The sequence below is a fragment of the Streptomyces sp. NPDC046859 genome (assembly GCF_040645135.1).
Taxonomy (GTDB): domain Bacteria; phylum Actinomycetota; class Actinomycetes; order Streptomycetales; family Streptomycetaceae; genus Streptomyces.
Genome location: NZ_JBEYXR010000011.1, coordinates 102,641 through 124,636, shown reverse-complemented (window position 1 = coordinate 124,636; position 21,996 = coordinate 102,641). Strand labels below are relative to the sequence as shown.

The 21,996-nt window shown below is 71.0% G+C and carries 21 protein-coding genes and 1 riboswitch; of the genes, 8 read left to right on the top strand and 13 right to left on the bottom strand.

From position 1 onward, the window contains the following. Positions 1–77 precede the first annotated feature (77 nt). Positions 78–1,517 (bottom strand): gamma-aminobutyraldehyde dehydrogenase, encoded by a 1,440-nt coding sequence (locus ABZ899_RS18635; protein WP_361346999.1) that lies wholly within the window; start codon positions 1,515–1,517, stop codon positions 78–80. 182 nt (positions 1,518–1,699) lie between these two features. Between ABZ899_RS18635 and ABZ899_RS18630 the strand changes: the two genes are divergently transcribed. The 7 genes from ABZ899_RS18630 (at position 1,700) to ABZ899_RS18600 (ending at position 8,440) form a co-directional block, all read left to right on the top strand. Further along, on the top strand, positions 1,700–2,218 hold the full coding sequence (locus ABZ899_RS18630; protein ID WP_361346996.1) for an Lrp/AsnC family transcriptional regulator: 519 nt from the start codon (positions 1,700–1,702) through the stop codon (positions 2,216–2,218). Between the two features lie 2 nt (positions 2,219–2,220). Further along, entirely contained in the window at positions 2,221–3,585 is a 1,365-nt protein-coding gene (locus ABZ899_RS18625) for an aspartate aminotransferase family protein (RefSeq protein WP_361346993.1), read from the top strand. A gap of 181 nt (positions 3,586–3,766) precedes the next feature. Beyond that, the gene (locus ABZ899_RS18620) at positions 3,767–4,507 is read left to right on the top strand and encodes an ATP-binding cassette domain-containing protein (RefSeq protein WP_361346990.1); all 741 of its coding nucleotides are present in this window, start codon (positions 3,767–3,769) and stop codon (positions 4,505–4,507) included. Next, positions 4,489–5,835, top strand: coding sequence for a hypothetical protein (locus ABZ899_RS18615; RefSeq protein WP_361346987.1), 1,347 nt, complete (start codon positions 4,489–4,491; stop codon positions 5,833–5,835). Before ABZ899_RS18620 ends, ABZ899_RS18615 begins: the two co-directional genes overlap by 19 nt. Before the next feature lie 98 nt (positions 5,836–5,933). Then, positions 5,934–6,353 carry a VOC family protein gene (locus ABZ899_RS18610; RefSeq protein WP_361346984.1) on the top strand — a complete coding sequence of 140 codons (420 nt, stop codon included), beginning with the start codon at positions 5,934–5,936 and terminating at the stop codon, positions 6,351–6,353. A 122-nt stretch (positions 6,354–6,475) separates the two neighbouring features. Further along, a complete protein-coding gene (locus ABZ899_RS18605; RefSeq protein WP_361346981.1) occupies positions 6,476–7,597 on the top strand; it encodes an LOG family protein in 1,122 nt (373 codons plus the stop codon). 150 nt (positions 7,598–7,747) lie between these two features. Further along, positions 7,748–8,440 (top strand): LAETG motif-containing sortase-dependent surface protein, encoded by a 693-nt coding sequence (locus tag ABZ899_RS18600; protein WP_361346978.1) that lies wholly within the window; start codon positions 7,748–7,750, stop codon positions 8,438–8,440. A gap of 74 nt (positions 8,441–8,514) precedes the next feature. Here the strand turns inward: ABZ899_RS18600 and ABZ899_RS18595 are convergent, their stop codons facing one another. From ABZ899_RS18595 to rpsB, 10 genes are all read right to left on the bottom strand, one after another. After that, on the bottom strand, positions 8,515–9,312 hold the full coding sequence (locus tag ABZ899_RS18595; RefSeq protein WP_361346975.1) for a maleylpyruvate isomerase family mycothiol-dependent enzyme: 798 nt from the start codon (positions 9,310–9,312) through the stop codon (positions 8,515–8,517). Between the two features lie 23 nt (positions 9,313–9,335). Continuing rightward, complete coding sequence (locus ABZ899_RS18590) at positions 9,336–10,355, bottom strand: ABC transporter ATP-binding protein (RefSeq protein WP_361346973.1); 1,020 nt, start codon at positions 10,353–10,355, stop codon at positions 9,336–9,338. Beyond that, the gene (locus tag ABZ899_RS18585) at positions 10,356–12,023 is read right to left on the bottom strand and encodes an iron ABC transporter permease (RefSeq protein WP_361346970.1); all 1,668 of its coding nucleotides are present in this window, start codon (positions 12,021–12,023) and stop codon (positions 10,356–10,358) included. It abuts the gene before it with no gap. After that, complete coding sequence (locus ABZ899_RS18580) at positions 11,999–13,087, bottom strand: thiamine ABC transporter substrate-binding protein (RefSeq protein ID WP_361346967.1); 1,089 nt, start codon at positions 13,085–13,087, stop codon at positions 11,999–12,001. Before ABZ899_RS18580 ends, ABZ899_RS18585 begins: the two co-directional genes overlap by 25 nt. 77 nt (positions 13,088–13,164) lie before the next feature. Then, positions 13,165–13,270: riboswitch (TPP riboswitch) on the bottom strand. A 24-nt stretch (positions 13,271–13,294) separates the two neighbouring features. Then, a complete protein-coding gene (gene rlmN / locus ABZ899_RS18575) occupies positions 13,295–14,401 on the bottom strand; it encodes a 23S rRNA (adenine(2503)-C(2))-methyltransferase RlmN (protein ID WP_361346965.1) in 1,107 nt (368 codons plus the stop codon). Positions 14,402–14,711: 310 nt separating this feature from the next. Next, positions 14,712–15,869: a phosphatidate cytidylyltransferase gene (locus tag ABZ899_RS18570; protein WP_361346963.1), complete on the bottom strand. Its 1,158-nt coding sequence runs from the start codon at positions 15,867–15,869 to the stop codon at positions 14,712–14,714. Further along, the gene (frr, locus tag ABZ899_RS18565; RefSeq protein ID WP_031485072.1) at positions 15,869–16,426 is read right to left on the bottom strand and encodes a ribosome recycling factor; all 558 of its coding nucleotides are present in this window, start codon (positions 16,424–16,426) and stop codon (positions 15,869–15,871) included. Before frr ends, ABZ899_RS18570 begins: the two co-directional genes overlap by 1 nt. Before the next feature lie 170 nt (positions 16,427–16,596). Continuing rightward, on the bottom strand, positions 16,597–17,355 hold the full coding sequence (gene pyrH, locus ABZ899_RS18560) for a UMP kinase (protein WP_361346959.1): 759 nt from the start codon (positions 17,353–17,355) through the stop codon (positions 16,597–16,599). Between the two features lie 194 nt (positions 17,356–17,549). Further along, the gene (gene tsf / locus ABZ899_RS18555; protein ID WP_361346956.1) at positions 17,550–18,386 is read right to left on the bottom strand and encodes a translation elongation factor Ts; all 837 of its coding nucleotides are present in this window, start codon (positions 18,384–18,386) and stop codon (positions 17,550–17,552) included. Between the two features lie 179 nt (positions 18,387–18,565). Next, entirely contained in the window at positions 18,566–19,474 is a 909-nt protein-coding gene (rpsB, locus tag ABZ899_RS18550) for a 30S ribosomal protein S2 (protein WP_361346954.1), read from the bottom strand. 270 nt (positions 19,475–19,744) lie between these two features. Here rpsB and ABZ899_RS18545 point away from each other — a divergent pair, with 270 nt between their 5' ends. Further along, positions 19,745–20,380 carry a M23 family metallopeptidase gene (locus ABZ899_RS18545; protein WP_361346951.1) on the top strand — a complete coding sequence of 212 codons (636 nt, stop codon included), beginning with the start codon at positions 19,745–19,747 and terminating at the stop codon, positions 20,378–20,380. Here ABZ899_RS18545 and ABZ899_RS18540 read toward each other — a convergent pair. Both ABZ899_RS18540 and whiG read right to left on the bottom strand, forming a co-directional pair. Next, complete coding sequence (locus ABZ899_RS18540) at positions 20,361–20,918, bottom strand: helix-turn-helix domain-containing protein (RefSeq protein WP_361347251.1); 558 nt, start codon at positions 20,916–20,918, stop codon at positions 20,361–20,363. The two genes, ABZ899_RS18545 and ABZ899_RS18540, sit on opposite strands and share 20 nt — an antisense overlap. Before the next feature lie 93 nt (positions 20,919–21,011). Further along, entirely contained in the window at positions 21,012–21,854 is an 843-nt protein-coding gene (gene whiG, locus ABZ899_RS18535) for an RNA polymerase sigma factor WhiG (protein WP_361346948.1), read from the bottom strand. Positions 21,855–21,996: the final 142 nt, after the last annotated feature.

Below are 21,996 nucleotides of genomic sequence, written 5' to 3'. Positions count from 1 at the left end.
GGGCGGGAGACGGCGCGGCCCCGCTCCCGGCGTGTGCCGGATGCGGGGCCGCGTCGCGCGCCGGGGAAAACCGGGCGTCAGGCGTCCAGGGACGTCATGACGTGCTTGATGCGCGTGTAGTCGTCGAAGCCGTACGCCGAGAGGTCCTTGCCGTAGCCGGACTTCTTGAAGCCGCCGTGCGGCATCTCCGCGACCAGCGGGATGTGGGTGTTGATCCACACGCAGCCGAAGTCGAGGGCCTTGGACATGCGCATCGCGCGGCCGTGGTCCTTGGTCCACACCGAGGAGGCGAGCGCGTACTCGACGCCGTTCGCCCACTCGATCGCCTGGGCCTCGTCCGTGAACGACTGGACGGTGATGACCGGCCCGAAGACCTCGTTCTGGATGATCTCGTCGTCCTGCTTCAGCCCGGAGACGACGGTCGGCGCGTAGAAGTACCCCTTGTCGCCGACCTGGTGGCCACCCGCCTCGACCTTGGCGTGCGCGGGCAGCCGCTCGATGAACCCGGCGACCTGCTTGAGCTGGTTCGGGTTGTTGAGCGGGCCGAACAGCACGTCCTCGTCGTCGGGCTGACCGGTCTTGGTGTCGGCGGCGGCCTTGGCGAGCGCCCGTACGAACTCGTCGTGGATCGACTCCTGGACGAGCACGCGGGTGGCGGCCGTACAGTCCTGGCCGGCGTTGAAGAAGCCCGCGACGGAGATGTCCTCGACGGCCTTGGAGATGTCGGTGTCCTGGAAGACGACGACCGGGGCCTTGCCGCCCAGCTCCAGGTGGACCCGCTTGAGGTCCTTGGCGGCCGACTCGGCGACCTGCATGCCCGCGCGGACCGAGCCGGTGATCGAGGCCATCGCCGGGACGGGGTGCTCGACCATCATGCGGCCGGTGTCGCGGTCGCCGGTGATGACGTTGAAGACGCCCTTGGGCAGGATCGCGCCGATGATCTCGGCGATCAGGACGGTCGACGCGGGGGTCGTGTCCGACGGCTTCAGGACGACCGTGTTGCCCGCGGCGAGGGCCGGGGCGAACTTCCACACGGCCATCATCATCGGGTAGTTCCAGGGCGCGACCTGCGCGCAGACGCCGATCGGCTCACGGCGCACGATCGAGGTCAGGCCCTCCATGTACTCGCCGGCCGAGCGGCCCTCCAGCATCCGCGCCGCGCCGGCGAAGAAGCGGATCTGGTCGACCATCGGCGGGATCTCCTCGGACCGCGTCAGGCCGATCGGCTTGCCGGTGTTCTCCACCTCGGCGGCGATCAGGTCCTCGGCGCGCTCCTCGAAGGCGTCCGCGATCTTCAGCAGGGCCTTCTGGCGTTCGGCGGGGGTGGCGTCGCGCCAGGCCGGGAAGGCCCGCGCCGCCGCCTCCATGGCGGCGTCGACGTCCGCCTGTCCGGACAGCGCCGCGGTCGCGTACGCCTCACCCGTCGCGGGGTTGACCACCTCGGTGGTCCGTCCGTCGGCGGCGTCCCGGAACTCACCGTCGATGTAGTTGCGCAGACGACGCAGCTCGGTGCTCACTGCCGGCCTCCTGTCAGGGTCTTCACTGGTGTACCGATGGTCCACTCTCTGAGACACCCACCCTAATCGGCAGGCCGACGTTTTCAACACCCCTGCCACCCCCACATCTGCGAAATCCGCAGGTATCACGCATGTGAACAACGAATTTCATCGCCTCGACCTTGCGGAACTGTCGAGACGTCGTGCAGAGTGACGTCGTGGCCAGTCGAAGCGCAGAGCACAGGGACTCCCGCGAGTCCAGGAACGGCGGAGGTCCCCAGCTGGACGCCGTCTCCCTCGCCATCATCCAGCAGCTCCAGGAGGACGGCCGCCGGCCGTACGCCGCGATCGGCAAGGCCGTCGGCCTGTCCGAGGCCGCCGTGCGCCAGCGCGTCCAGAAGCTGCTCGACCAGGGCGTCATGCAGATCGTCGCCGTCACGGACCCGCTGACCGTCGGCTTCCGCCGGCAGGCGATGGTCGGCGTGAACGTCGAGGGTGACGTGGAGTCCGTGGCCGACGCGCTGACGGCCATGTCCGAGTGCGAGTACGTGGTGATGACCGCCGGCTCCTTCGACCTGATGGTGGAGATCGTCTGCGAGGACGACGACCACCTCCTCGACGTCATCAACCGGCGCATCCGGACTGTCCCGGGCGTGCGTTCGACGGAGAGCTTCGTCTACCTCAAGCTCAAGAAGCAGACCTACATGTGGGGAACCCGATAACCGTGAGCACCAAGGACCTCAGCCGCACCGCGTACGACCACCTGTGGATGCACTTCACCCGCATGTCCTCGTACGAGAACTCGCCGGTCCCGACGATCGTCCGGGGCGAGGGCACCTACATCTACGACGACAAGGGCAAGCGGTACCTGGACGGTCTCGCGGGTCTGTTCGTCGTCCAGGCCGGCCACGGCCGCACGGAGCTGGCGGAGACCGCCCTCAAGCAGGCGCAGGAGCTGGCGTTCTTCCCGATCTGGTCGTACGCCCACCCGAAGGCCGTGGAGCTGGCGGAGCGCCTGGCCGACCACGCCCCGGGCGACCTGAACAAGGTCTTCTTCACCACCGGCGGCGGTGAGGCGGTCGAGACCGCCTGGAAGCTCGCCAAGCAGTACTTCAAGCTGGTCGGCAAGCCCACCAAGTACAAGGTCATCTCCCGCGCGGTCGCCTACCACGGCACCCCGCAGGGCGCTCTGTCCATCACCGGCCTGCCCGCCCTGAAGGCCCCGTTCGAGCCGCTGGTCCCCGGCGCGCACAAGGTGCCGAACACCAACATGTACCGCGCCCCGATCCACGGCGACGACCCGGAGGCCTTCGGCCGCTGGGCCGCCGACCAGATAGAGCAGCAGATCCTCTTCGAGGGCCCGGACACGGTCGCCGCGGTCTTCCTGGAGCCCGTGCAGAACGCCGGCGGCTGCTTCCCGCCCCCGCCCGGCTACTTCCGGCGGGTCCGCGAGATCTGCGACCAGTACGACGTGCTGCTCGTCTCGGACGAGGTCATCTGCGCCTTCGGCCGCCTGGGCACGATGTTCGCCTGCGACAAGTTCGACTACGTGCCGGACATGATCACCTGCGCCAAGGGAATGACCTCGGGCTACTCCCCGATCGGCGCGTGCGTCATCTCCGACCGCATCGCCGAGCCGTTCTACAAGGGCGACAACACCTTCCTGCACGGCTACACCTTCGGCGGCCACCCCGTGTCCGCGGCCGTGGGTCTCGCCAACCTCGACCTGTTCGAGCGCGAGAACCTCAACCAGCACGTCCTCGACAACGAGGGCGCGTTCCGCTCCACCCTGGAGAAGCTGCACGACCTGCCGATCGTCGGCGACGTCCGCGGCAACGGCTTCTTCTACGGCATCGAGCTGGTCAAGGACAAGGCGACGAAGGAGTCCTTCAACGACGAGGAGACCGAGCGCGTCCTGTACGGCTTCCTGTCCAAGAAGCTCTTCGAGAACGGCCTGTACTGCCGTGCCGACGACCGCGGCGACCCGGTCGTCCAGCTGGCCCCGCCGCTGATCTCGGACCAGAGGACGTTCGACGAGATCGAGCAGATCCTGCGCGCCACCCTCTCGGAGGCGTGGACCAAGCTCTGATCCACCGCGGCCCGTCGGCGGGGGTGCGCCCGTAGGAGTGAGAAGGGTGCACCCCCGCCGCGTGCTGTCCGACGTTCGACGCCCCGGTCCTTAGCGTGCCTGGTAACCGATCGGCCCTGTCTTCGTTCCCCCGGACGGGGGAACGGCACGGGAACTACGGATCTGAACCGAGGTGTACGCCATGGTGGCTCCGCCGGACAACGACGTGCTCTGGGCACGCGCCCTGCACTATTCGTACGACGACGGCTCGCCCGCGCTCAGCGGCGTCTCGCTCGGGGTCCAGGAGGGCGAGATCCTCGCCGTGGTCGGCCCCCGCGGCAGCGGCAAGACTGCCCTTCTGCAGTGTCTGTCGGGACTGACCCCGGCGGGCGACGGCGAGGTCTGGTTCAACAGCGTGCCGGTGCACACCATGGGGGCGCAGGCCCGCGACCGGCTCCGCCGCGACCGCTTCGCCTGGATCGGCCCCACCCCCTCACTGGTCCCCGAACTGAACGTCTGGGAGAACACCGCCCTGCCCCTGATGCTGCGCGGCACCGGCCGGCGCCACGCCAAGACGGCCGCGCTGGAGTGGCTGGAGCGCCTGGACGTCGGAGACGCCGCCCGCAAGCGCCCGCACCAGCTGGTCCGGGCCGAACGCCAGCGCGTCAGCATCGCCCGTGCCCTGGCCCCCGCGCCCCAGGTGCTCTTCGCCGACGAGCCGACGGCACCCCTGCACCGCGCCGACCGCACCCAGGTGCTGCGCACCCTGACGACGGCGGCCCGCTCGCACGGCATCACGGTCGTCCTGACCGGCCACGACACCGAGTGCGCGGCGTTCGCCGACCGCACCATCGCCCTGCTCGACGGACGGCGCGTGAACACCGTGCACCTGCCCCCCGTCCCCGACACGGAAGGCCGGGCGGCGTGCTCGCTCTCCGCCTGACCCGCGGCGCCCGGCCCGCCGTCCAGCTGCGCCGCCTGCTGGTCACGGCGGCCTCGGCGGGCACCGGCTTCCTGCTGCTGTGCGCCCTGGGCTACGCCCTGTCCCACCCCGACTCCCCCGCCGACGCGACCGCGCGGCTCGCCTGGTGCCTCCCCCCGCTCGCCGCGACCGTCCATCTCGCGGTGGCCGTCGCCCGCACCGATCCCGGCACCCGGCCGCGTCCCGGGCTCGCCGCGGTCGGCCTCGGCCCGGCGCGCCTGATGCTGGTCTCGGTCACCACCACGGCCCTGTCCTGCGTCCTCGGCTCGATGCTGGCCCTGCTGGTCTTCCTGCATCTGCGCGGCGACCTCACCGGCATGCCGTTCGACGGGGCGGCCCCGGAGGCGCTCGCGGCGGGCACCCCGCTGCCGGTGCCCGGCTCACTGACCCTGCTGGCCCTGGTGCCGGCGATCGCGTCGGCCGGCGTGGCGTTCGTCCTGCGGCCCAAGGGGCTCGGCCCCGCACCCGACGGCGGCGTCAGGCGGTCGTACGGCCGCTTCGGGGGGACCGGGCGCCCGGCCACCCGGGAGACCTCCGCGCCCTCCGGCCGGTTCCGCGCGCGGGTGCGCGAGGCCGTGCGGGGCACGGGCCCCGATCAGGAGCCGGAGCCCGCGCACGGCACCGTGGCCGTCGAGGCGCCCCCCGCCGAGCCCGCCCCGGACGGACTCCCCGCGCTCCCGGAGCCGCGCCCCGCGCCCAAGGGCCTGCCGTGGGGCGTGGCGGTGCTCACCGCGGGCCTGGCCGTGGAGACGTACGCCGCCGGCGCGGCGGACGACAGCGGTCCCGCCCTGCCCGCGGCACTGCCCGCCGGCCCCACCGGGGTGCTGGTGGGCTGGCTGCTCACGGCGGTGGGCCTCGCGCTGGCCGCCCCCGGAGTCGCCCACCTGTGCGGCCTGGTGCTGCAGGCCCTGCGCCCCGGGCCACTGCGGCTGCTGGCGGGCCGGGGCCTGATGGCGGAGGCCACCCGGATCGGACGCCCCCTCGGCGTCGTGTGCGCCGTCGCCTCGGCGGCGTACGCCATGACCCCGCTGCCGGACCCCGGCTCCTTCGGTCCGCTCACCGCGCTGGGCGCCGCCGTGGTCATCGGCTGTGCCGTGGCCACGCTGCTCACGGCCGCCGTCGAGGCCCGGCAGGAGCGCGCCGACACCACGGAGGCCCTGCTGCGCCTCGGCGCCCCGGCGGGGACGCTGCGCGGCGCGGCGGCCCTGCGCGCCGGTGCCCTGCTCGCCGTCTTCGGCCCGCTGACCCTGGTCGTGGCCGAGCTGGCCGCGCTGCCCCTGACCCGCTGACCCCCACCGCCGGAAAAAGAATCCCGGGCGGCGATGAGTTCCGCGGGGCCCTCGGGTCTACCTCACCGAACAGCGACGAACCGATGGGAGAGACCCCGATGACCGCCCCCGCGTACCAGCAGATGATCTTCGTCAACCTGCCCGTGGACGACCTCGACGCGTCGAAGAAGTTCTTCACGGAGCTGGGTTACTCGATCAACCCGCAGTTCAGCGACGAGAAAGCGGCGTCGGTCGTGATCAGCGACACCATCGTCGCGATGCTGCTCACCAAGCCGTTCTACGCGAGCTTCACCAAGAAGGAGATCGCGGACGCCACCACGACCAGCGAGGTGCTGATCTGCCTGAGCGCGGAGAGCCGCGCCAAGGTGGACGAGCTGGTGGAGAAGGCTGTCGCGGCCGGCGGCACCGCGTCGGACCAGGTCCAGGACATGGGCTTCATGTACGGCCGCGCCTTCGACGACCTCGACGGGCACACCTGGGAGGTCGTGTGGATGGACCCGGCGGCCGTCGAGGGCTGACGCACACCCCGGTGAGCGAAGCCGGGAGCGGGGGAATCGGCGACCGACGGCAGCGCGGCGAGGCGCGGTGCCGGGCGCCGGGAGCCCGGCCTGATCGACAGGACAGCCCCTAGCATGGGCGGGTGCAGACGATGCCCGCCCATGCGGCCCACCACGACGACCATGAGATAGAGACGCTCGAGGAGTTCGACGCGATCGTCTCGGCGCGCGGCTCCCTGGCCGGGTTCCGTGTCCAGGCAGTCGATCTGACGGACCGTACGCGCGAACTGCTCACCACCGGTGCCGCGGGCGCGGTCTTCCTCGGCTGCCCGATGCGTGAGGACGCGGCCGCCAAGGTGCGCGCCGAGGGCGCCCTGGTCTTCCCGCCCGTCCCGGACCTGCCCTTCGACCCCTACCGGGGGCACGTCTACACGCCGGACGAGCTGTTCGCGTCCCTGGCCGACGGCTACGAGGCCACGCCGGACGCCCGCGCCTACGCCTGGCTCCAGCGCACGAAGGCCGACCGGGACGTGTACGCCTCCACGCTGCGCGCGCTGCACGACGACGCCGTGTCCGACGCCCTGGACGAACTCCTGTCCGACGCACGGGTGGTGGGCGTGATGGGGGGTCATGCGATGCGCCGCGGCACCCGCGAGTACGAGGGGGCCGTCCGGCTCGGCCGGGAGCTGGCGCGCACCGGTCTGACGGTCGCGACCGGCGGCGGCCCCGGCGCGATGGAGGCGGCCAACCTCGGCGCCTATCTCGCCCCCTACGGCGACGAGGAACTGGGCGACGCGCTGCGGCTGCTCGCCAAGGCGCCGGGGTTCACGCCGTCCGTCACCGAGTGGGCGTCGGTCGCCTTCGAGGTGCGGGCACGACTGCCCCGGGGCGGCCGCTCGGTCGGCATCCCGACCTGGTTCTACGGCCATGAGCCGCCGAACCCCTTCGCCTCCCACATCGGCAAGTACTTCTCCAACGCCACCCGCGAGGACGGCTTGTTGGCGCGGTCCACGGCGGGTGTCGTCTTCCTGCCCGGGGCCGCCGGCACCGTCCAGGAGGTCTTCGACAACGCGACGCCCAACTACTACGCGTCGCGCGGCGAACCCACCCCGATGGTCCTGGTGGACCGGACGCACTGGACCGAGCGACTGCCCGTGTGGCCCCTGCTCCAGTCGCTCGCGCGGGGTCGGACGATGGAGACGCGGATCGCCCTCGTCGACCGGATCGAGGAGGCGCCGGAGGCCTTGAAACGTCTCCTCGGTTAATAAGAGGGCAAAGCCAACGCCTGTAGGCTGCATATGCGTTGACAGTGCTTATGCGACGCTTATAAATCTGTGAGTCTCACGGGAACGGTGATGTCCCGTCACCGCTCTCTTCCAACCCCCCTCAGTGGTGTAACTCCCGTAAGGACAAACGTGTCCATAAACCGCCGTACTGTCGCACGCTCCGTGCGGGCCCTGGGCGTGGCGTCCGCCTCGGCCGCGCTGGCCCTCTCCGTCGCGGGCAACGCGCTCGCGTGCGACATCAGTGAATTCTCCGCCGAAGCCAAGTGCGACGGCGACAAGGGTGTCATCACGGTCACCGACAAGGACCCCAGCGGTGTTCCGGCGACGGTCACCGTGTTCCTGCAGAACAACGGCGCCGACCTCGAGAAGGTCGGCGAGCAGACGGTCAAGGGCTCGCGCGAGGGCGTCACCATCACCTTCGCCGAGGACTGGAAGCCGAACGCCGAGTACCGCGTGCACGTCAAGGCCGCGGGCTACGTCGACCAGGACATCAAGCCGAACCTGACGACGCCGTCCACCGCCTGCAAGAAGGACGAGGAGAAGCCCCCGGCTCCGTCGGACACGCCGACGCCGACGCCGTCGGACTCCGCCTCGACCCCGGCCGAGGAGACCGAGACCCCGGCTCCGGCGCCGTCCGAGAGCGCGTCCACCGCTCCGGCGGAGAACGCCCCGTCCCCGGCGGCCGGTGACTCCAACCTGGCCGAGACCGGTGCGAACTCCAACACCGGTCTGATCGCGGGCATCGCGGTCGCGCTGGTCGCCGTCGGCGGTGGCGCGGTCTTCTTCGGCCTGCGTCGCCGTGGGGCCAAGAGCGAGGGCTGATCCGGCCCTTCCGTGACACCGTTGTGGCCCGTCCCCGTCCCGGGGGCGGGCCACAGCCGTCCCCGGGCGCGGGCTCAGCCGAACGTCGCCCGCTCCAGCCAGAACTCCAGCAGCTCCCGCTCGCCGAGGACCTCCAACCGCACGCTGTCCAGGGGCAGTCGGCGGTAGAAGGCCAGCAGGACGTCGGTGAGGGTGCCGCGCAGCGCCACCGTCGCCTTCTCGTGCCCGCGCCGCCACCCGATCGTCTCCCCGTCCAGGTCGACGACCCACTCGGCGTCCACGCCGGGCGTGGGGTCGGTGGCGTGCAGATGGATGCTCGCGCCGGGCCTACGCAGCTCGCGCGAGGGGTCGTCGGGGATGGTCCGCTGCGCCCACCGCACGATCTCCAGCCACTCGTCGATCGCGTCGGCCGCGATCTCCGGTGCCACCTCGTACGGCAGGCCCGCGGCGAGCGTCGCGTCGGCGCGGTGGACGGTGAGTTCGTGCGTCATCCGCCGGGCCCAGAACCCGGAGGTGGGGATCCCGGCCCAGGACCACACCGCGGTGTCAGGACCGGCCTCCCGCAGCGTGCCCACGAGCAGGTCGCCGGTCTCCGCCAGCCAGGCGTCGAGCGCGGCGGGGTCGCCCTGCGCGTCGGGTCCCTGGGCGCCCGGCACGGTCTCCTCCGGGATCTCCCGCTCGGCGCGCGTGCGCACCATCAGCTCCACCCAGCGCAGGGCCTCCCCCGTGTGCCGGACGAGCTGCTCCAGCGACCAGTCGGGGCAGGTCGGCACGGTGGCCGACAGGTCGGCACCGGAGGTCACCACCGCCCTCAGCAGGCCCACCTGGTGATCTATCTCGTCGCAGTAGCGATCGTGTGCGAGCAGCGTCATGCCCGCACCCTAGGCGCCGGTGATCAGTCGAGCACCACGATTTCCGCCGCGTCGAACTCGACGCCGACCACGTCCCCGACCTCCGGCGCCTCCCGCAGCGCGCAGGCGGCCTCCAGACGCGGCGCGTCCTCCGGCTGCAGGTGCAGGGCGACGTGCGTGCCCCTGAACGTCCGCGCGGCGACCGTGCACCGCAGTCCCTCGTCGGGCGCGACGAGCCGCACCCCGGCCGGCCGTACCAGCAGGGGCCGGATGCCCTGAGCGGCGTTCCCACCGACCGGGAGCTTGCCCCAGGGGGTGTCCGCGGCCTCACCGGCGACCGTCCCCTCGACCACGTTGTCGAAGCCGAGGAAGCGGGCCACGAACGGGTCCGCCGGGTGCTGCCACACCTCGAGCGGCGTCCCGGTCTGGGCGATCCTGCCGTCCCGCATCACCACCACCCGGTCGGCCAGCGCGAACGCCTCCCCCTGGTCGTGGGTGACGGCCAGCACGGTGGTACCCAACCGCCCGAACAGTTCCCGCAGTTCGACCACCAGCCGCTCCCGCAGCGAGCGGTCCAGCTGCCCCAGCGGCTCGTCCAGCATCAGCAGCCGCGGCCGGGGCGCGAGGGCACGGGCCAGCGCCACCCGCTGCTGCTCGCCGCCGGACAGGGAGGCGACGGCACGCCCGGCGGCGCCCGGCAGTCCCACCAGCTCCAGCAACTCGTGCACGCGCCCGGCCTGTTCACGCCGGGACGCCCCGTGCATCCGGGCGCCGAAGGCCACGTTGCCGCCGACGTCCCGCTGCGGGAACAGCTGGTGGTCCTGGAACATCAGGCCGACACCGCGCCGGTGCGCGGGCACCCCGGCCTGGTCGCGCCCGTCCAGCGTCACCCGGCCGGCGTCCAGGGGCTGCAGCCCCGCCACAGCCCGCAGCAGCGTCGACTTGCCGCTGCCGCTCGGCCCCAGCACGCACACGATCTCGTGCTCGGCGACATCCAGGTCGACGGCGTCGAGCACCGCCCGCCCTCCGAAGCGGACCGTCGCGTCCGTAAGGCTCAGCAGCATCTAGAACTCCCCCGTCCGGTCGGTGCGCAGCCGCTCCAGGACCAGGAGCGCCACCGCGCACACCACCATCAGCACCGTCGAAAGGGCCATCGCCTGGCCGTAGTTGAGGTCACCCGCGCGTCCCAGCAGCCGGGCCACCGCGACCGGCAGCGTCGGGTTGTCGGGCCGTGCGATGAACACGGTCGCGCCGAACTCGCCGAGCGACACCGCGAAGGCGAACCCGGCCGCGATCAGCAGCGCCCGGCGCACCATCGGCAGGTCGATCTCCCGCCACACCCGCCAGGGAGAGGCGCCGAGGACCGCGGCCGCCTCCCGCAGCCGGTCGTCGACGGCCCGCAGCACGGGCAGCATGGTCCGTACGACGAAGGGCACTCCGACCAGCGCCTGCGCGAGCGGCACCAGGATCCAGCTGCTTCTCAGGTCGAGCGGCGGCTCGTCCAGGGAGATCAGGAATCCGAAGCCGACGGTCACCGCGGACACCCCGAGCGGCAGCATCAGCAGCGCGTCGAAGCCCCGGACGAACCGGCCGGCGTCCCGCCGGGTCAGTGCGGCCGCCGCCAGTCCGCCGACCAGCACCGCGATGAGGGTGGCGACGACGGCGTACTGGAGCGAGTTGCCGATCGCCTCGATCGGCGCGACGAGGAAGACCCCGCCGTCGGCCTCGGTGAGCGCCCGGTAGTAGCCGAGGCCGGGCGCGTCCAGCGAGCGGCGCACCAGGACGGCCGGCGGCAGCACCAGCAGGACGGCGACGACGGCCAGGACCCCGGCGAGCAGCGCCCACTGCCCGGCACCGCGCGGTCGCCGCGCCGTCACGGACGCGTCGACCAGACGCAGGGTGCTCTCCCGCCGCCGTACGGTCCAGGCGTGCACGGCGAGGACCGAGCCGACCGCCAGGAACTGCACGATCGTCAGCACGGCGGCCGTGGATAGGTCGAAGATCTCGGAGGTCTGCCGGTAGATCTCGACCTCCAGGGTGGAGAACGCCGGACCGCCGAGGATCTGGACCACGCCGAAGGAGGTGAAGGTGAACAGGAAGACCATGAGCGCGGCGGCGGCCACGGCCGGCCCGAGCGCCGGCAGGGTGACGGTCCGCCAGGCGGTCCACCGGGACGCCCCGAGCATCCGCGCGGCCTCCTCCTGCCGGGGATCCAGCTGGGCCCAGAGGCCGCCCACCGTCCGTACGACGACGGCGTAGTTGAAGAAGACGTGCGCGAGCAGGATGGCCCACACGGTGGTGTCCAGCCGTACGCCCCACAGCTCGTCCAGCAGCCCGCCGCGGCCCACGAGCGCGAGGAACGCCGTGCCGACGACGACCGTCGGCAGCACGAACGGCACGGTCACCACCGCCCGCAGGACCTGTTTGCCGGGGAAGTCGAAACGGGCGAAGACATAGGCGCCGGGCAGCGCGATCAGCAGGGTGAGCGCGGTGGAGGCGAGGGCCTGCCAGGTGGTGAACCACAGCACGTGCCGGATGTCGGACTGCCCGAGCACGTCCCACAGCCGACCGAACCGCCACGCCCCGTCGACGTTCAGGCCGCGCGCGACGATCGCGGCGACCGGGTAGGCGAAGAAGACCGCGAAGAACGCGACGGGCACGGCCACGAGACCGAGCCGCGCCGCCGCGCCCCGCGTGCGGCGTGCCGTTACCTCAGGACGAGCGAGGTCCACGACTTGACCCAGTCGTCACGGTGGGCGGCGACCTTCGCCGGGTCCATGGTCTCGGGGTTCTTCGCCGGCGGCCCGTACTCCGTGAACTCCTTCGGCACCTCGGCGTCCTTCCGCACCGGGTACACGAACATGTTCAGCGGCATGTCGTCCTGGAACGTCTTCGTCAGCAGGAAGTCGATCAGCGCCTTGCCGCCCTCGGGGTTGCCCGCGTTGCCGAGCAGACCGGCGTACTCGACCTGCCGGAAGCATGTGCCGTCCACGACACCCGTCGGCGCGGTCGAGGGCCGGGGATCGGCGTAGATCACCTCGGCGGGCGGCGAGGAGGCGTACGACACGACGAGGGGCCGGTCGCCCTTCGCCTTCTTCCCGCCGGCCGAACCGGAGAACTCCTCGTTGTAGGCCTGCTCCCAGCCGTCGACGACCTTGACGCCGTTGGCCTTCAGCTTCTTCCAGTAGTCCGGCCAGCCGTCGTCGCCGTACTTGGCGGCGGTGCCGAGGAGGAACCCGAGGCCGGGCGAGGAGGTGGAGGCGTTCTCGGTGACGAGGAGGTTCTTGTACGCGGGCTTGACCAGGTCGCCGAACGAGGTGGGCGGGTCCAGCTTGCGCTCGCTGAAGTACGCCTTGTCGTAGTTGACGCAGACGTCGCCGGTGTCGACGGGGGTGACCCGGTGCTTGTCCTGGTCGACCCGGAACTCGGGCAGGACCAGGTCGGAGCCCTTGGCCTCGTACGACTGGAACAGGCCGTTGTCGAGGGTCCGGGACAGCAGGGTGTTGTCCACGCCGAAGAAGACGTCGCCCTGCGGGTTGTCCTTGGTGAGGATGGCCTTGTTGACGGCCTGCCCCGCGTCGCCGTCCTTGAGGACCCGGACCTTGTAGCCGGACTGCTTCTCGAAGCCCGCGAGGACGTCCTTGGACACGGCCCACGAGTTGTGGCTGACCAGGGTGACGGTCCGCGAACCGCCGCCGCTGCCGCCGTCGTCGGACGACCCGCAGGCGGTCAGCGCCGGCAGGGCGACGAGACCGAGCCCGACGCCGAGGGCCGTGGCCTTCTTGGTGATGCTCACTGGATTCCTCCTGGGCTGACCAGGAAGAGACGCGGCCCTGCCCGTGGCCCCGGGGGGGCTCGGGCAGGGCGCAACAGCTCGAGTGATGACCGATCTCCCTACCCAGAATGACCTGGGCCAGGTTCGGAGGGTCTGCGGCCGGTGCCGCACTCTCAGCGCTGTGGCGCTCCCCTGTCGGAATATGCAGATGTGTTGACGCCGGTCAGACTACCGCTCGGTGGCGGCGAGCTGACCACACGCCCCGTCGATCTCCTGGCCACGGGTGTCCCGGACCGTCACCGGTACACCATGGGCGGCGATGGCCTCCACGAACGCCTTCTCGTCCTCGGGCCGCGAGGCGGTCCACTTCGAGCCCGGCGTCGGGTTCAGCGGAATGAGGTTGACGTGCACGGGCTTGCCCTTGAGCAGCCGCCCGAGCCGGTCACCGCGCCAGGCCTGGTCGTTGATGTCCCGGATGAGCGCGTACTCGATGGACAGCCGGCGGCCGCTCTTCGCGACGTACTCGAACCCGGCGTCCAGCACCTCGCGCACCTTCCACCGCGTGTTCACGGGGACGAGGGTGTCGCGCAGCTCGTCGTCGGGGGCGTGCAGCGAGATGGCGAGCCGGGTCTTGAGCCCTTCATCGGCGAGCCGGTGGATGGCGGGCACGAGCCCGACGGTGGAGACGGTGATCCCCCGCTGCGAGAGCCCCATCCCGTCCGGCTCCGGATCGGTGAGCCGCCGGATGGCCCCGACGACCCGGTTGTAGTTGGCGAGCGGCTCGCCCATCCCCATAAAGACGATGTTGGACAGCCGAGCCGGCCCCCCGGGGACCTCCCCGTCCCTGAGCGCCCGCATCCCGTCGACGATCTGATGAACGATCTCGGCGGTGGACAGATTCCGGTCGAGCCCGGCCTGCCCGGTGGCACAGAAGGGGCAATTCATACCGCACCCGGCCTGCGAGCTGATGCACATGGTGACCCGATCCGGGTACCGCATGAGCACGGACTCGACGAGGGTCCCGTCGAACAGCCGCCACAGCGTCTTACGCGTGGCCCCCTGGTCGGTCGACAGATGCCGCACGACGGTCATCAGCTCGGGCAGAAGCTCCTCCCGCAGCTTGGCGCGGGACCCGGCGGGGATGTCGGTCCACTGCTCCGGATCGTGCGCGTACCGCGCGAAGTAGTGCTGCGAGAGCTGCTTGGCACGAAACGGCTTCTCGCCGATCGCGGCGACGGCGTCCTTGCGCTCACCGGGCGTGAGATCGGCAAGATGCCGCGGCGGCTTCTTGGCTCCGCGCGGGGCGACGAATGTGAGTTCTCCGGGTGCAGGCATAACCCTTCCAGTGTGGCAGATCAACTCCGGGACCCCGGGCGCGAGTGGGGTGGGGGCGGTCACCCGGGAGCGGACGTCGAGCTTTCAGGAGGCGCCGGTCGGAGTGCGTGCCGGTACTCCGGTGCCGCGAACACGGGGTTCCTGCCGTCAGGGGTCACGGCGGCGCCCTCGCACACGCCGCGGGCGAGCCGAAGCCGGCGCTTCCACTGGGGGCGCATGTCCTCGAGGCTTCCTCGCCGACGCCGGAGCCCCCGCTCCGAAAGAGCGGGGGCTCCCCATGGTCACAGTCCGGCAGGGCGGAGCCAGCGGATCAGCCCGACCCCACGAACAGCACCAGCAGCAGCCACACCACCGGTGCCGTCGGGAGGAGGGAGTCCAGGCGGTCCATGATGCCGCCGTGCCCCGGCAGGAGGCTGCCCATGTCCTTGATGCCCAGGTCGCGCTTGATCATCGACTCGCCGAGGTCGCCCAGCGTGGCGCTGGCCGCGACCGCGAGGCCCAGGAGCAGGCCCTGCCACCAGCTGCCGTCGTCGATCAGGAACTGCATGCACAGCGCGCCCGCCACCATCGCGAAGCTCACCGCGCCCAGCAGGCCCTCGCGGGTCTTGCCGGGGCTGATGCGCGGCGCCAGCTTGGTCCGGCCGAAGCGCCAGCCGATGGCGTAGGCGCCGGTGTCGCTGACGACGGTCAGGAGCAGGAACGTCAGGACGCGCCACGGCCCGTCGTCCGCGGTCAGCATCATCGTGACGAACGTGGCGAGGAACGGTACGTAGAACGCCGCGAAGACGCCGGCGGTGACGTCCCGGAGGTAGTCCTCGGGCGGCTCCGTCATCCGCCAGACCAGGACGGCCAGCGCGGTCAGCGCCATCGCCACCCAGGCGCCCTCGGCGCCCCGCACGTATCCGGCGACCACCATCGCGGCGCCGCCGACCGCGAGCGGGACGAGCGGCGCCCTGATGCCCTTGCGCTCCTCCAGCCGCTTGGTCAGCTCCCACAGGCCCACGACCACGGCCACGGCGACCACACCGACGAACACGGCCTTGACGACGAACAGGGACGCCACGATCACGACGCCGAGCCCGACGCCGACCCCTATGGCAGAGGTCAGGTCGCGTCCCGCGCTCTTCTTCTGCGGCGGGGGCGCCGGCTGCGAGGCGTCGGGCATGGGCTCCGGATTCTGCTGCACCGCCTGGAACGGCTGCGCCAGCGGCGTGTGGTGAGGCCGCGCCTGCGACGGTTCCTCGCGGAACAAGGGGCCGCTCAGCCGAGCGGCCCCCCGATCGTCATCCTGGTCTCCGCCGTACACGGGTCCGTCGGGCACGATGGGCATCGGGCGAGTCTGCTGCGCCTGAGGCGCATCGTACGCGGGACCCGCCGGGTCGGCCCCTTGGACAGGTCCTCGATCGTCGGGCCCCCAGTACCCGGCCTGCCCGGCCCCGGTCGGCGCGCCCCAGGAAGAGTCGTTCATCAGACCTCGAGCAGCTCGGCTTCCTTGTGCTTCAGCAGCTCGTCCACCTGAGCGACGTACTTGTGGGTGGTGTCGTCGAGCTCCTTCTCCGCACGCCGGCCCTCGTCCTCACCGATCTCGCCGTCCTTGATCAGCTTGTCGATGGCGTCCTTGGCCTTGCGGCGGACCGAGCGGATGGACACCTTGGCGTCCTCGCCCTTGCCCTTGGCGACCTTGATGTACTCGCGGCGGCGCTCCTCCGTGAGCTCGGGGAACACCACACGGATGATGTTGCCGTCGTTGCTCGGGTTGACGCCGAGGTCGGAGTCCCGGATCGCCTGCTCGATGTTGCGCAGGGCGGTCTTGTCGAACGGGGTGACGACCGCCATGCGCGGCTCCGGCACGGAGAACGAGGCGAGCTGGTTGATCGGCGTCGGCGCACCGTAGTAGTCGGCCACGATCTTGTTGAACATCGCCGGGTGCGCACGGCCGGTGCGGATCGCGGCGAAGTCCTCCTTGGCGACCACGACGGCCTTCTCCATCTTCTCCTCGGCCTCGAGGAGGGTCTCTTCGATCACCACTTGCTCCTGCGTGTCTTGAGTGAAAGGCCCGGCTGCGGTTCCTGGGTGGAGGCGGCGGCCGGCTGCGTCGCGTCTTCTTCCTGCACGGTTCCCGACCGGCAGGACATTGTCCATCCCCCGGCCAGGGTCCGTCCCGTCCGTCCCCCGGACGGGTCGGTGCCGAGGCGTCAGCCCCGACCTCCCTGCTCACCCACCAGCGTGCCGATCTTCTCACCCTTGACGGCACGGGCGATATTGCCCTCCGCCAGAAGCTCGAAGACGAGGATCGGGAGCTTGTTGTCGCGGCACAGTGTGATCGCCGTGGCGTCGGCGACCTTGAGGTCCCGGGTGATGACCTCGCCGTATCCGAGGGAGTCGAACTTGACGGCGTCCGGGTTGGTCTTCGGGTCGGAGTCGTAGACCCCGTCGACGCCGTTCTTGCCCATCAGCAGCGCCTCGGCGTCGATCTCCAGGGCGCGCTGCGCGGCGGTGGTGTCGGTGGAGAAGTACGGCATCCCCATGCCCGCCCCGAAAATGACCACACGGCCCTTCTCCAGGTGCCGCACGGCGCGCAGCGGGATGTACGGCTCGGCGACCTGTCCCATGGTGATGGCGGTCTGGACCCGGCTGTCGATGCCCTCCTTCTCCAGGAAGTCCTGGAGGGCGAGGCAGTTCATCACGGTGCCGAGCATGCCCATGTAGTCCGAGCGCGCGCGGTCCATGCCGCGCTGCTGGAGTTCCGCACCGCGGAAGAAGTTGCCACCGCCGATGACGACGGCGACCTGGGCGCCGTCGCGTACGACCGCCGCGATCTCACGTGCGATCTTGTGCACCACGTCCGGATCGACACCGAGTCCCCCGCCGCCGGAGAAGGCCTCTCCGGACAGCTTCAGCAGAAACCGGCCGTGTACTTTGCCGTCGTCGCTCTTCTGGGCCTTGGTGGTCATCGAGATCCCGCCTTTGTTACTGGGTGCACATGCGAAGAAGGCCATTGCCGATGGGGTGTGTTTCGCATCCCATGCGCGGCAATGGCCTCCTCGTCAGATCTGCTGTCGTCCGTCAGCCGCGCTTACGCGGTGGCGGCGTCCGCCATCGACTGCCTTCGACCCTATAGGGGCGGGGCGTCGAGCGCGGCACGGACTCAGATGCCGACCTTGATGCGCGCGAAGCGCTTCAGGGTGACACCGGCCTCGTCCAGGATCTTCTGGACGGACTTCTTGTTGTCGAGCGCGTACGGCTGACCGAGCAGCGTGGCGTCCTTGAAGAAGCCGTTGAGGCGACCCTCGACGATCTTCGGCAGGGCGGCCTCGGGCTTGCCCTCGGCGCGGGTGGTCTCCTCGGCGACGCGGCGCTCGGACTCGACGACCTCGGCCGGCACGTCCTCCTTGGAGAGGTACTTCGGCGCGAAGGCGGCGATGTGCTGGGCGACGCCCTTGGCGACCTCGGCGTTCGGCTTGTCGAGCTCGACGAGGACACCGATCTGCGGGGGCAGGTCGGGCATCGTGCGGTGCATGTACGCCGTCACGTAGCCGTCTCCGAACTGCGCGAAGCGGTCCAGGACGATCTTCTCGCCGAGGTTGGCGTTGGCCTCGTCCACGAACGCCTGCACGGTCTTGCCGGCCTCGATCTCGGAGGCGAGCAGGGCCTCGATGTCGGCCGGGGAGGTCTTGGCGACGTGCTCGGCGATGGCGTTGGCCACGGCCTGGAACTTCTCGCCCTTGGCGACGAAGTCCGTCTCGCACTTCAGCTCGACGAGGACACCGGAGGAGTTGTCGTCGGCGATGATCGAGACCACGGCGCCGTTCTCGGCGGAGCGGCCCTCGCGCTTGGCGACGCCCTTCTGGCCCTTGATGCGCAGCGCCTCGACGGCCTTCTCGACGTTGCCCTCGGCCTCGTCCAGCGCCTTCTTGCAGTCCATCATGCCGGCGCCGGTGAGCTCGCGGAGCTTCTTGACGTCAGCGGCGGTGTAGTTCGCCATGAGTCTGTGAATCTTTCTGGAAGTCTGGAAGATCGAAGATCTACGGGGTCTGCGGCCGCCATGGACTGACCGGGGCCGCCGGCCTTCCGTCGACCTACAGGTGAACGGCGGGAGCGGGTTTCACCGCGGCACGGGGGCCGTGGGATCCAGTACCGCTCCCGCCGTCAACGCTGACGGTGTCAGGCCTGCTCGCCCTCGGCGGCCGGAGCCTCCGTGGCCGGAGCCTCGGTGGCCGGAGCCTCGGTGGCCGGAGCCTCCGCGGCGGGGGCCTCGGCAGCGGGGGCCTCGGCGGCAGCCGGAGCCTCGTCGGCCTTCTTCTCGCCCTCGAGCAGGTCGCGCTCCCACTCGGCCAGCGGCTCGCCGGCGGCCTTCTCGCCCTTGCCCTCGGTGGCGACACCGCTGCGGGCGATGAGGCCCTCGGCGACGGCGTCGGCGATCACGCGGGTGAGCAGGGTGACGGAGCGGATCGCGTCGTCGTTGCCCGGGATCTTGTAGTCGACCTCGTCGGGGTCGCAGTTGGTGTCGAGGATGGCGACGACCGGGATGTTGAGCTTCCGGGCCTCGCCGACCGCGATGTGCTCCTTCTTGGTGTCCACGATCCAGACGGCGCTGGGCACCTTCTGCATCTCGCGGATACCGCCGAGGGTCTTCTCGAGCTTGGCCTTCTCACGCGAGAGGACCAGGAGCTCCTTCTTGGTCAGACCCGACGCGGCGACGTCCTCGAAGTCGATCTGCTCGAGCTCCTTGAGGCGCTGCAGACGCTTGTAGACGGTCGAGAAGTTGGTGAGCATGCCGCCCAGCCAGCGCTGGTTGACGTAGGGCATGCCGACGCGGGTGGCCTGCTCGGCGATGGCCTCCTGCGCCTGCTTCTTCGTGCCGACGAACATGACCGTGCCGCCGTGGGCGACGGTCTCCTTGACGAACTCGTAGGCGCGGTCGATGTACGACAGCGACTGGAGCAGGTCGATGATGTAGATGCCGTTGCGCTCGGTGAAGATGAAGCGCTTCATCTTCGGGTTCCAACGGCGGGTCTGGTGACCGAAGTGGACGCCGCTCTCCAGCAGCTCCCGCATCGTGACGACGGCCATGGCCGTGTTCTCCTTGGTTCTCGGTTGTGCCGCGGGGGCCGGACGGCTCCCGCGCCTGACGCCCGCATGCGCCGTGCCACGAAGGACCGAGGGGCGCTGACACCGACCGTTTCCGGCGGGGTGTCGGGGCGTGCGAAGTCGACCCGGTGACCCGGATCGCCAGAAGAAGTGTACGGGACCTTGGAGGTCCCGGGTGACGCCGCTGTCCACAGCACGGAGCTTGTCCACAGATACCGGCCATGATCGGCTCGATTGCGCCACCCTTCGGACATGCGACAGAAGCGATACGTGAAGGCGGCGAGGACGTCCGGACGGCTGATCCTGCTGCTTCTGCTGACGGCCGCCGTCCTGCTGGCACCGGCGCCGGACCTGACCCCGACCGCCGCCCGGGCGCCCGCGGCTCCGGCCGCGGACCCCGAGGTCCCGAGGCTCGGACGGACCTGGCCCGTGGGATCACGCCCCCCGGTCCTGCGCGCCTGGGAGCCCCCTGCGACGGCCTACGGCCGCGGCCACCGGGGTGTGGACCTGTCGGCCCCGGTGGGCACACCGGCGCGCGCGGTGGCGGCCGGACGGGTGTCCTACGCCGGACGGGTGGCCGGCAGGGGCGTGGTGTCGGTGGAGCTCGCGGGGACGGGTGATCCCCCACTACGCACGACGTACGAGCCGGTGCGGGCGTCCGTCGGCAAGGGCGAGGAGGTGACGGCGGGTGACGTCGTCGGGACCGTGGAGCCGGCCGGCTCGCACTGTGCGACGGCCTGCCTGCACTGGGGCCTGCGCCGGGGCGACGGCTATCTGAACCCCTTGTCGCTGCTCCCGCCCTGGCTCCTGCACGGCCCGTCCCGTCTGCTGCCGGTCCTGGGGGTGCCGGCGCCCACGGGGCCGGACCTCAGCCCCGCACACCCCTGAGCGCCATGGAGACGGCCGCGTCGGTGATCGCCGCCGGTTCCTCCGCGGCGCCCAGTTCGATCCTGCGGACCGCCGCGTCGACGACACCCTGCAGCAGCATGGCGGCCAGCCGGGGCTCCGCGTGCCCCATCTCCCGCAGCGCCTCGACGATCATCGCGATCAGCCCGCCGTGCGCGGCCCGGATCTTCTCCCGGGCGCCGGCGTCCAGCTCGCTCGCGGAGATGGCCACGACGGCCCGGTGCCGCCGGTCGCCGACCAGCGCGAGCTGGCGGCGCACATACGCCTCGACCTTGCCCTCGGATGTCGTCTCGCCCTCCATCGCTGCCTCCACCTCCGCGGCCCAGACCGGGAAGTCGACCGCGCACAGCTCCTCGACCACGGCGGCCCGTGACCGGAAGTACTCGTAGACGGAGGACCGCGCGAGTCCCGTGCGCTCGGCCAGGGCCGGGAAGGTCAGTGCCTCCGTCCCACCCTCGGACAACAGGGAACGAGCCGCGTCCAGCAGGGCGGCTCGCTGCATCGACCGGTGCTCGGCCACGGAGGCCGCTCGAATCCTTGGCACCCGTCCACTGTACGGACGCCGCTCGTCCGACGGGAGTGTCTGCGCCGAACGCCACTGTCGCCGGGCAGGTCACCGGCCGAAGCCGGCCAGTTTCGCCCGGAGCTGGAGCACGGACTTGGTGTGGATCTGGCTGACCCGGCTCTCCGTCACACCCAGGACGTTGCCGATCTCGGCGAGGGTGAGGCCCTCGTAGTAGTACAGCGTCACCACGGTCTTCTCCCGCTCGGGGAGCGTGTTGATCGCCCGGGCCAGGAACCGCCGCAGCTCCCGGTCCTCGGCCACCTCGACGGGGTTGTCCGCGGCGGTGTCCTCCAGCGTGTCCATCACGCTGAGTCCGTCACCGCCCTCGGCGCCGACGTGCAGCAGCTCCTCCAGGGCCACGACGTTGGCCAGTGACAACTGGCTGAAGACCGAGTGCAGTTCCTCCACCGCGATGCCCATCTCGGCGGCGACCTCGGATTCGGACGGCGTCCGCCGCAGCCGCGCCTCCAGGGTCGCGTACGCGCGCTCGACGTTGCGCGCCTTCTGGCGGACGGAGCGCGGGATCCAGTCCAGCGCCCGGAGTTCGTCGATCATCGCGCCGCGGATCCGGGTGATCGCGTACGTCTCGAACTTGATCTCCCGGTCGATGTCGAACTTCTCGATCGCGTCGATCAGCCCGAACACCCCGGACGACACGAAGTCCGCCTGCTCGACGTTGGGCGGCAGGCCGACGCTGACCCGGCCCGCCACGTACTTGACGAGGGGCGAGTAGTGCAGGATCAGCTGTTCGCGCAGCCGCTCGTCCCCCGTCGCCTTGTACGACCGCCACAGCTCGTCGAGTGTCGAGGGAGCGGGCGGCCGCGCGCTGCCACCGTCACGGGCGGCTGGGGGGATCGCCGCCCGGTCGGACCCGGAGGTGTGCTGGGGCATTCGTTGCCTAGTGCCGTTCTGCCGTGAAGCGGGGTGCCTGGGGAGCCGTCGGTCTGGAGGTCGTCGTGGTCGCTGTGCTTGCTTTCCCTGTCGTGGGGCCGGTCCGAGCCGGAACCCCGTGAGCGTAGCGTGACTGACGTGT

Coding starts and splice junctions, on each gene's coding strand:
- ABZ899_RS18590 (WP_361346973.1), bottom strand. CDS start 10,355: ATGCTGCTGAGCCTTACGGACGCGACGGTCCGCTTCGGAGGGCGGGCG.
- pyrH (WP_361346959.1), bottom strand. CDS start 17,355: ATGACCACCAAGGCCCAGAAGAGCGACGACGGCAAAGTACACGGCCGG.
- rlmN (WP_361346965.1), bottom strand. CDS start 14,401: ATGCCTGCACCCGGAGAACTCACATTCGTCGCCCCGCGCGGAGCCAAG.
- whiG (WP_361346948.1), bottom strand. CDS start 21,854: ATGCCCCAGCACACCTCCGGGTCCGACCGGGCGGCGATCCCCCCAGCC.
- ABZ899_RS18610 (WP_361346984.1), top strand. CDS start 5,934: ATGACCGCCCCCGCGTACCAGCAGATGATCTTCGTCAACCTGCCCGTG.
- ABZ899_RS18545 (WP_361346951.1), top strand. CDS start 19,745: ATGCGACAGAAGCGATACGTGAAGGCGGCGAGGACGTCCGGACGGCTG.
- rpsB (WP_361346954.1), bottom strand. CDS start 19,474: ATGGCCGTCGTCACGATGCGGGAGCTGCTGGAGAGCGGCGTCCACTTC.
- ABZ899_RS18595 (WP_361346975.1), bottom strand. CDS start 9,312: ATGACGCTGCTCGCACACGATCGCTACTGCGACGAGATAGATCACCAG.
- ABZ899_RS18620 (WP_361346990.1), top strand. CDS start 3,767: ATGGTGGCTCCGCCGGACAACGACGTGCTCTGGGCACGCGCCCTGCAC.
- ABZ899_RS18570 (WP_361346963.1), bottom strand. CDS start 15,869: ATGAACGACTCTTCCTGGGGCGCGCCGACCGGGGCCGGGCAGGCCGGG.
- tsf (WP_361346956.1), bottom strand. CDS start 18,386: ATGGCGAACTACACCGCCGCTGACGTCAAGAAGCTCCGCGAGCTCACC.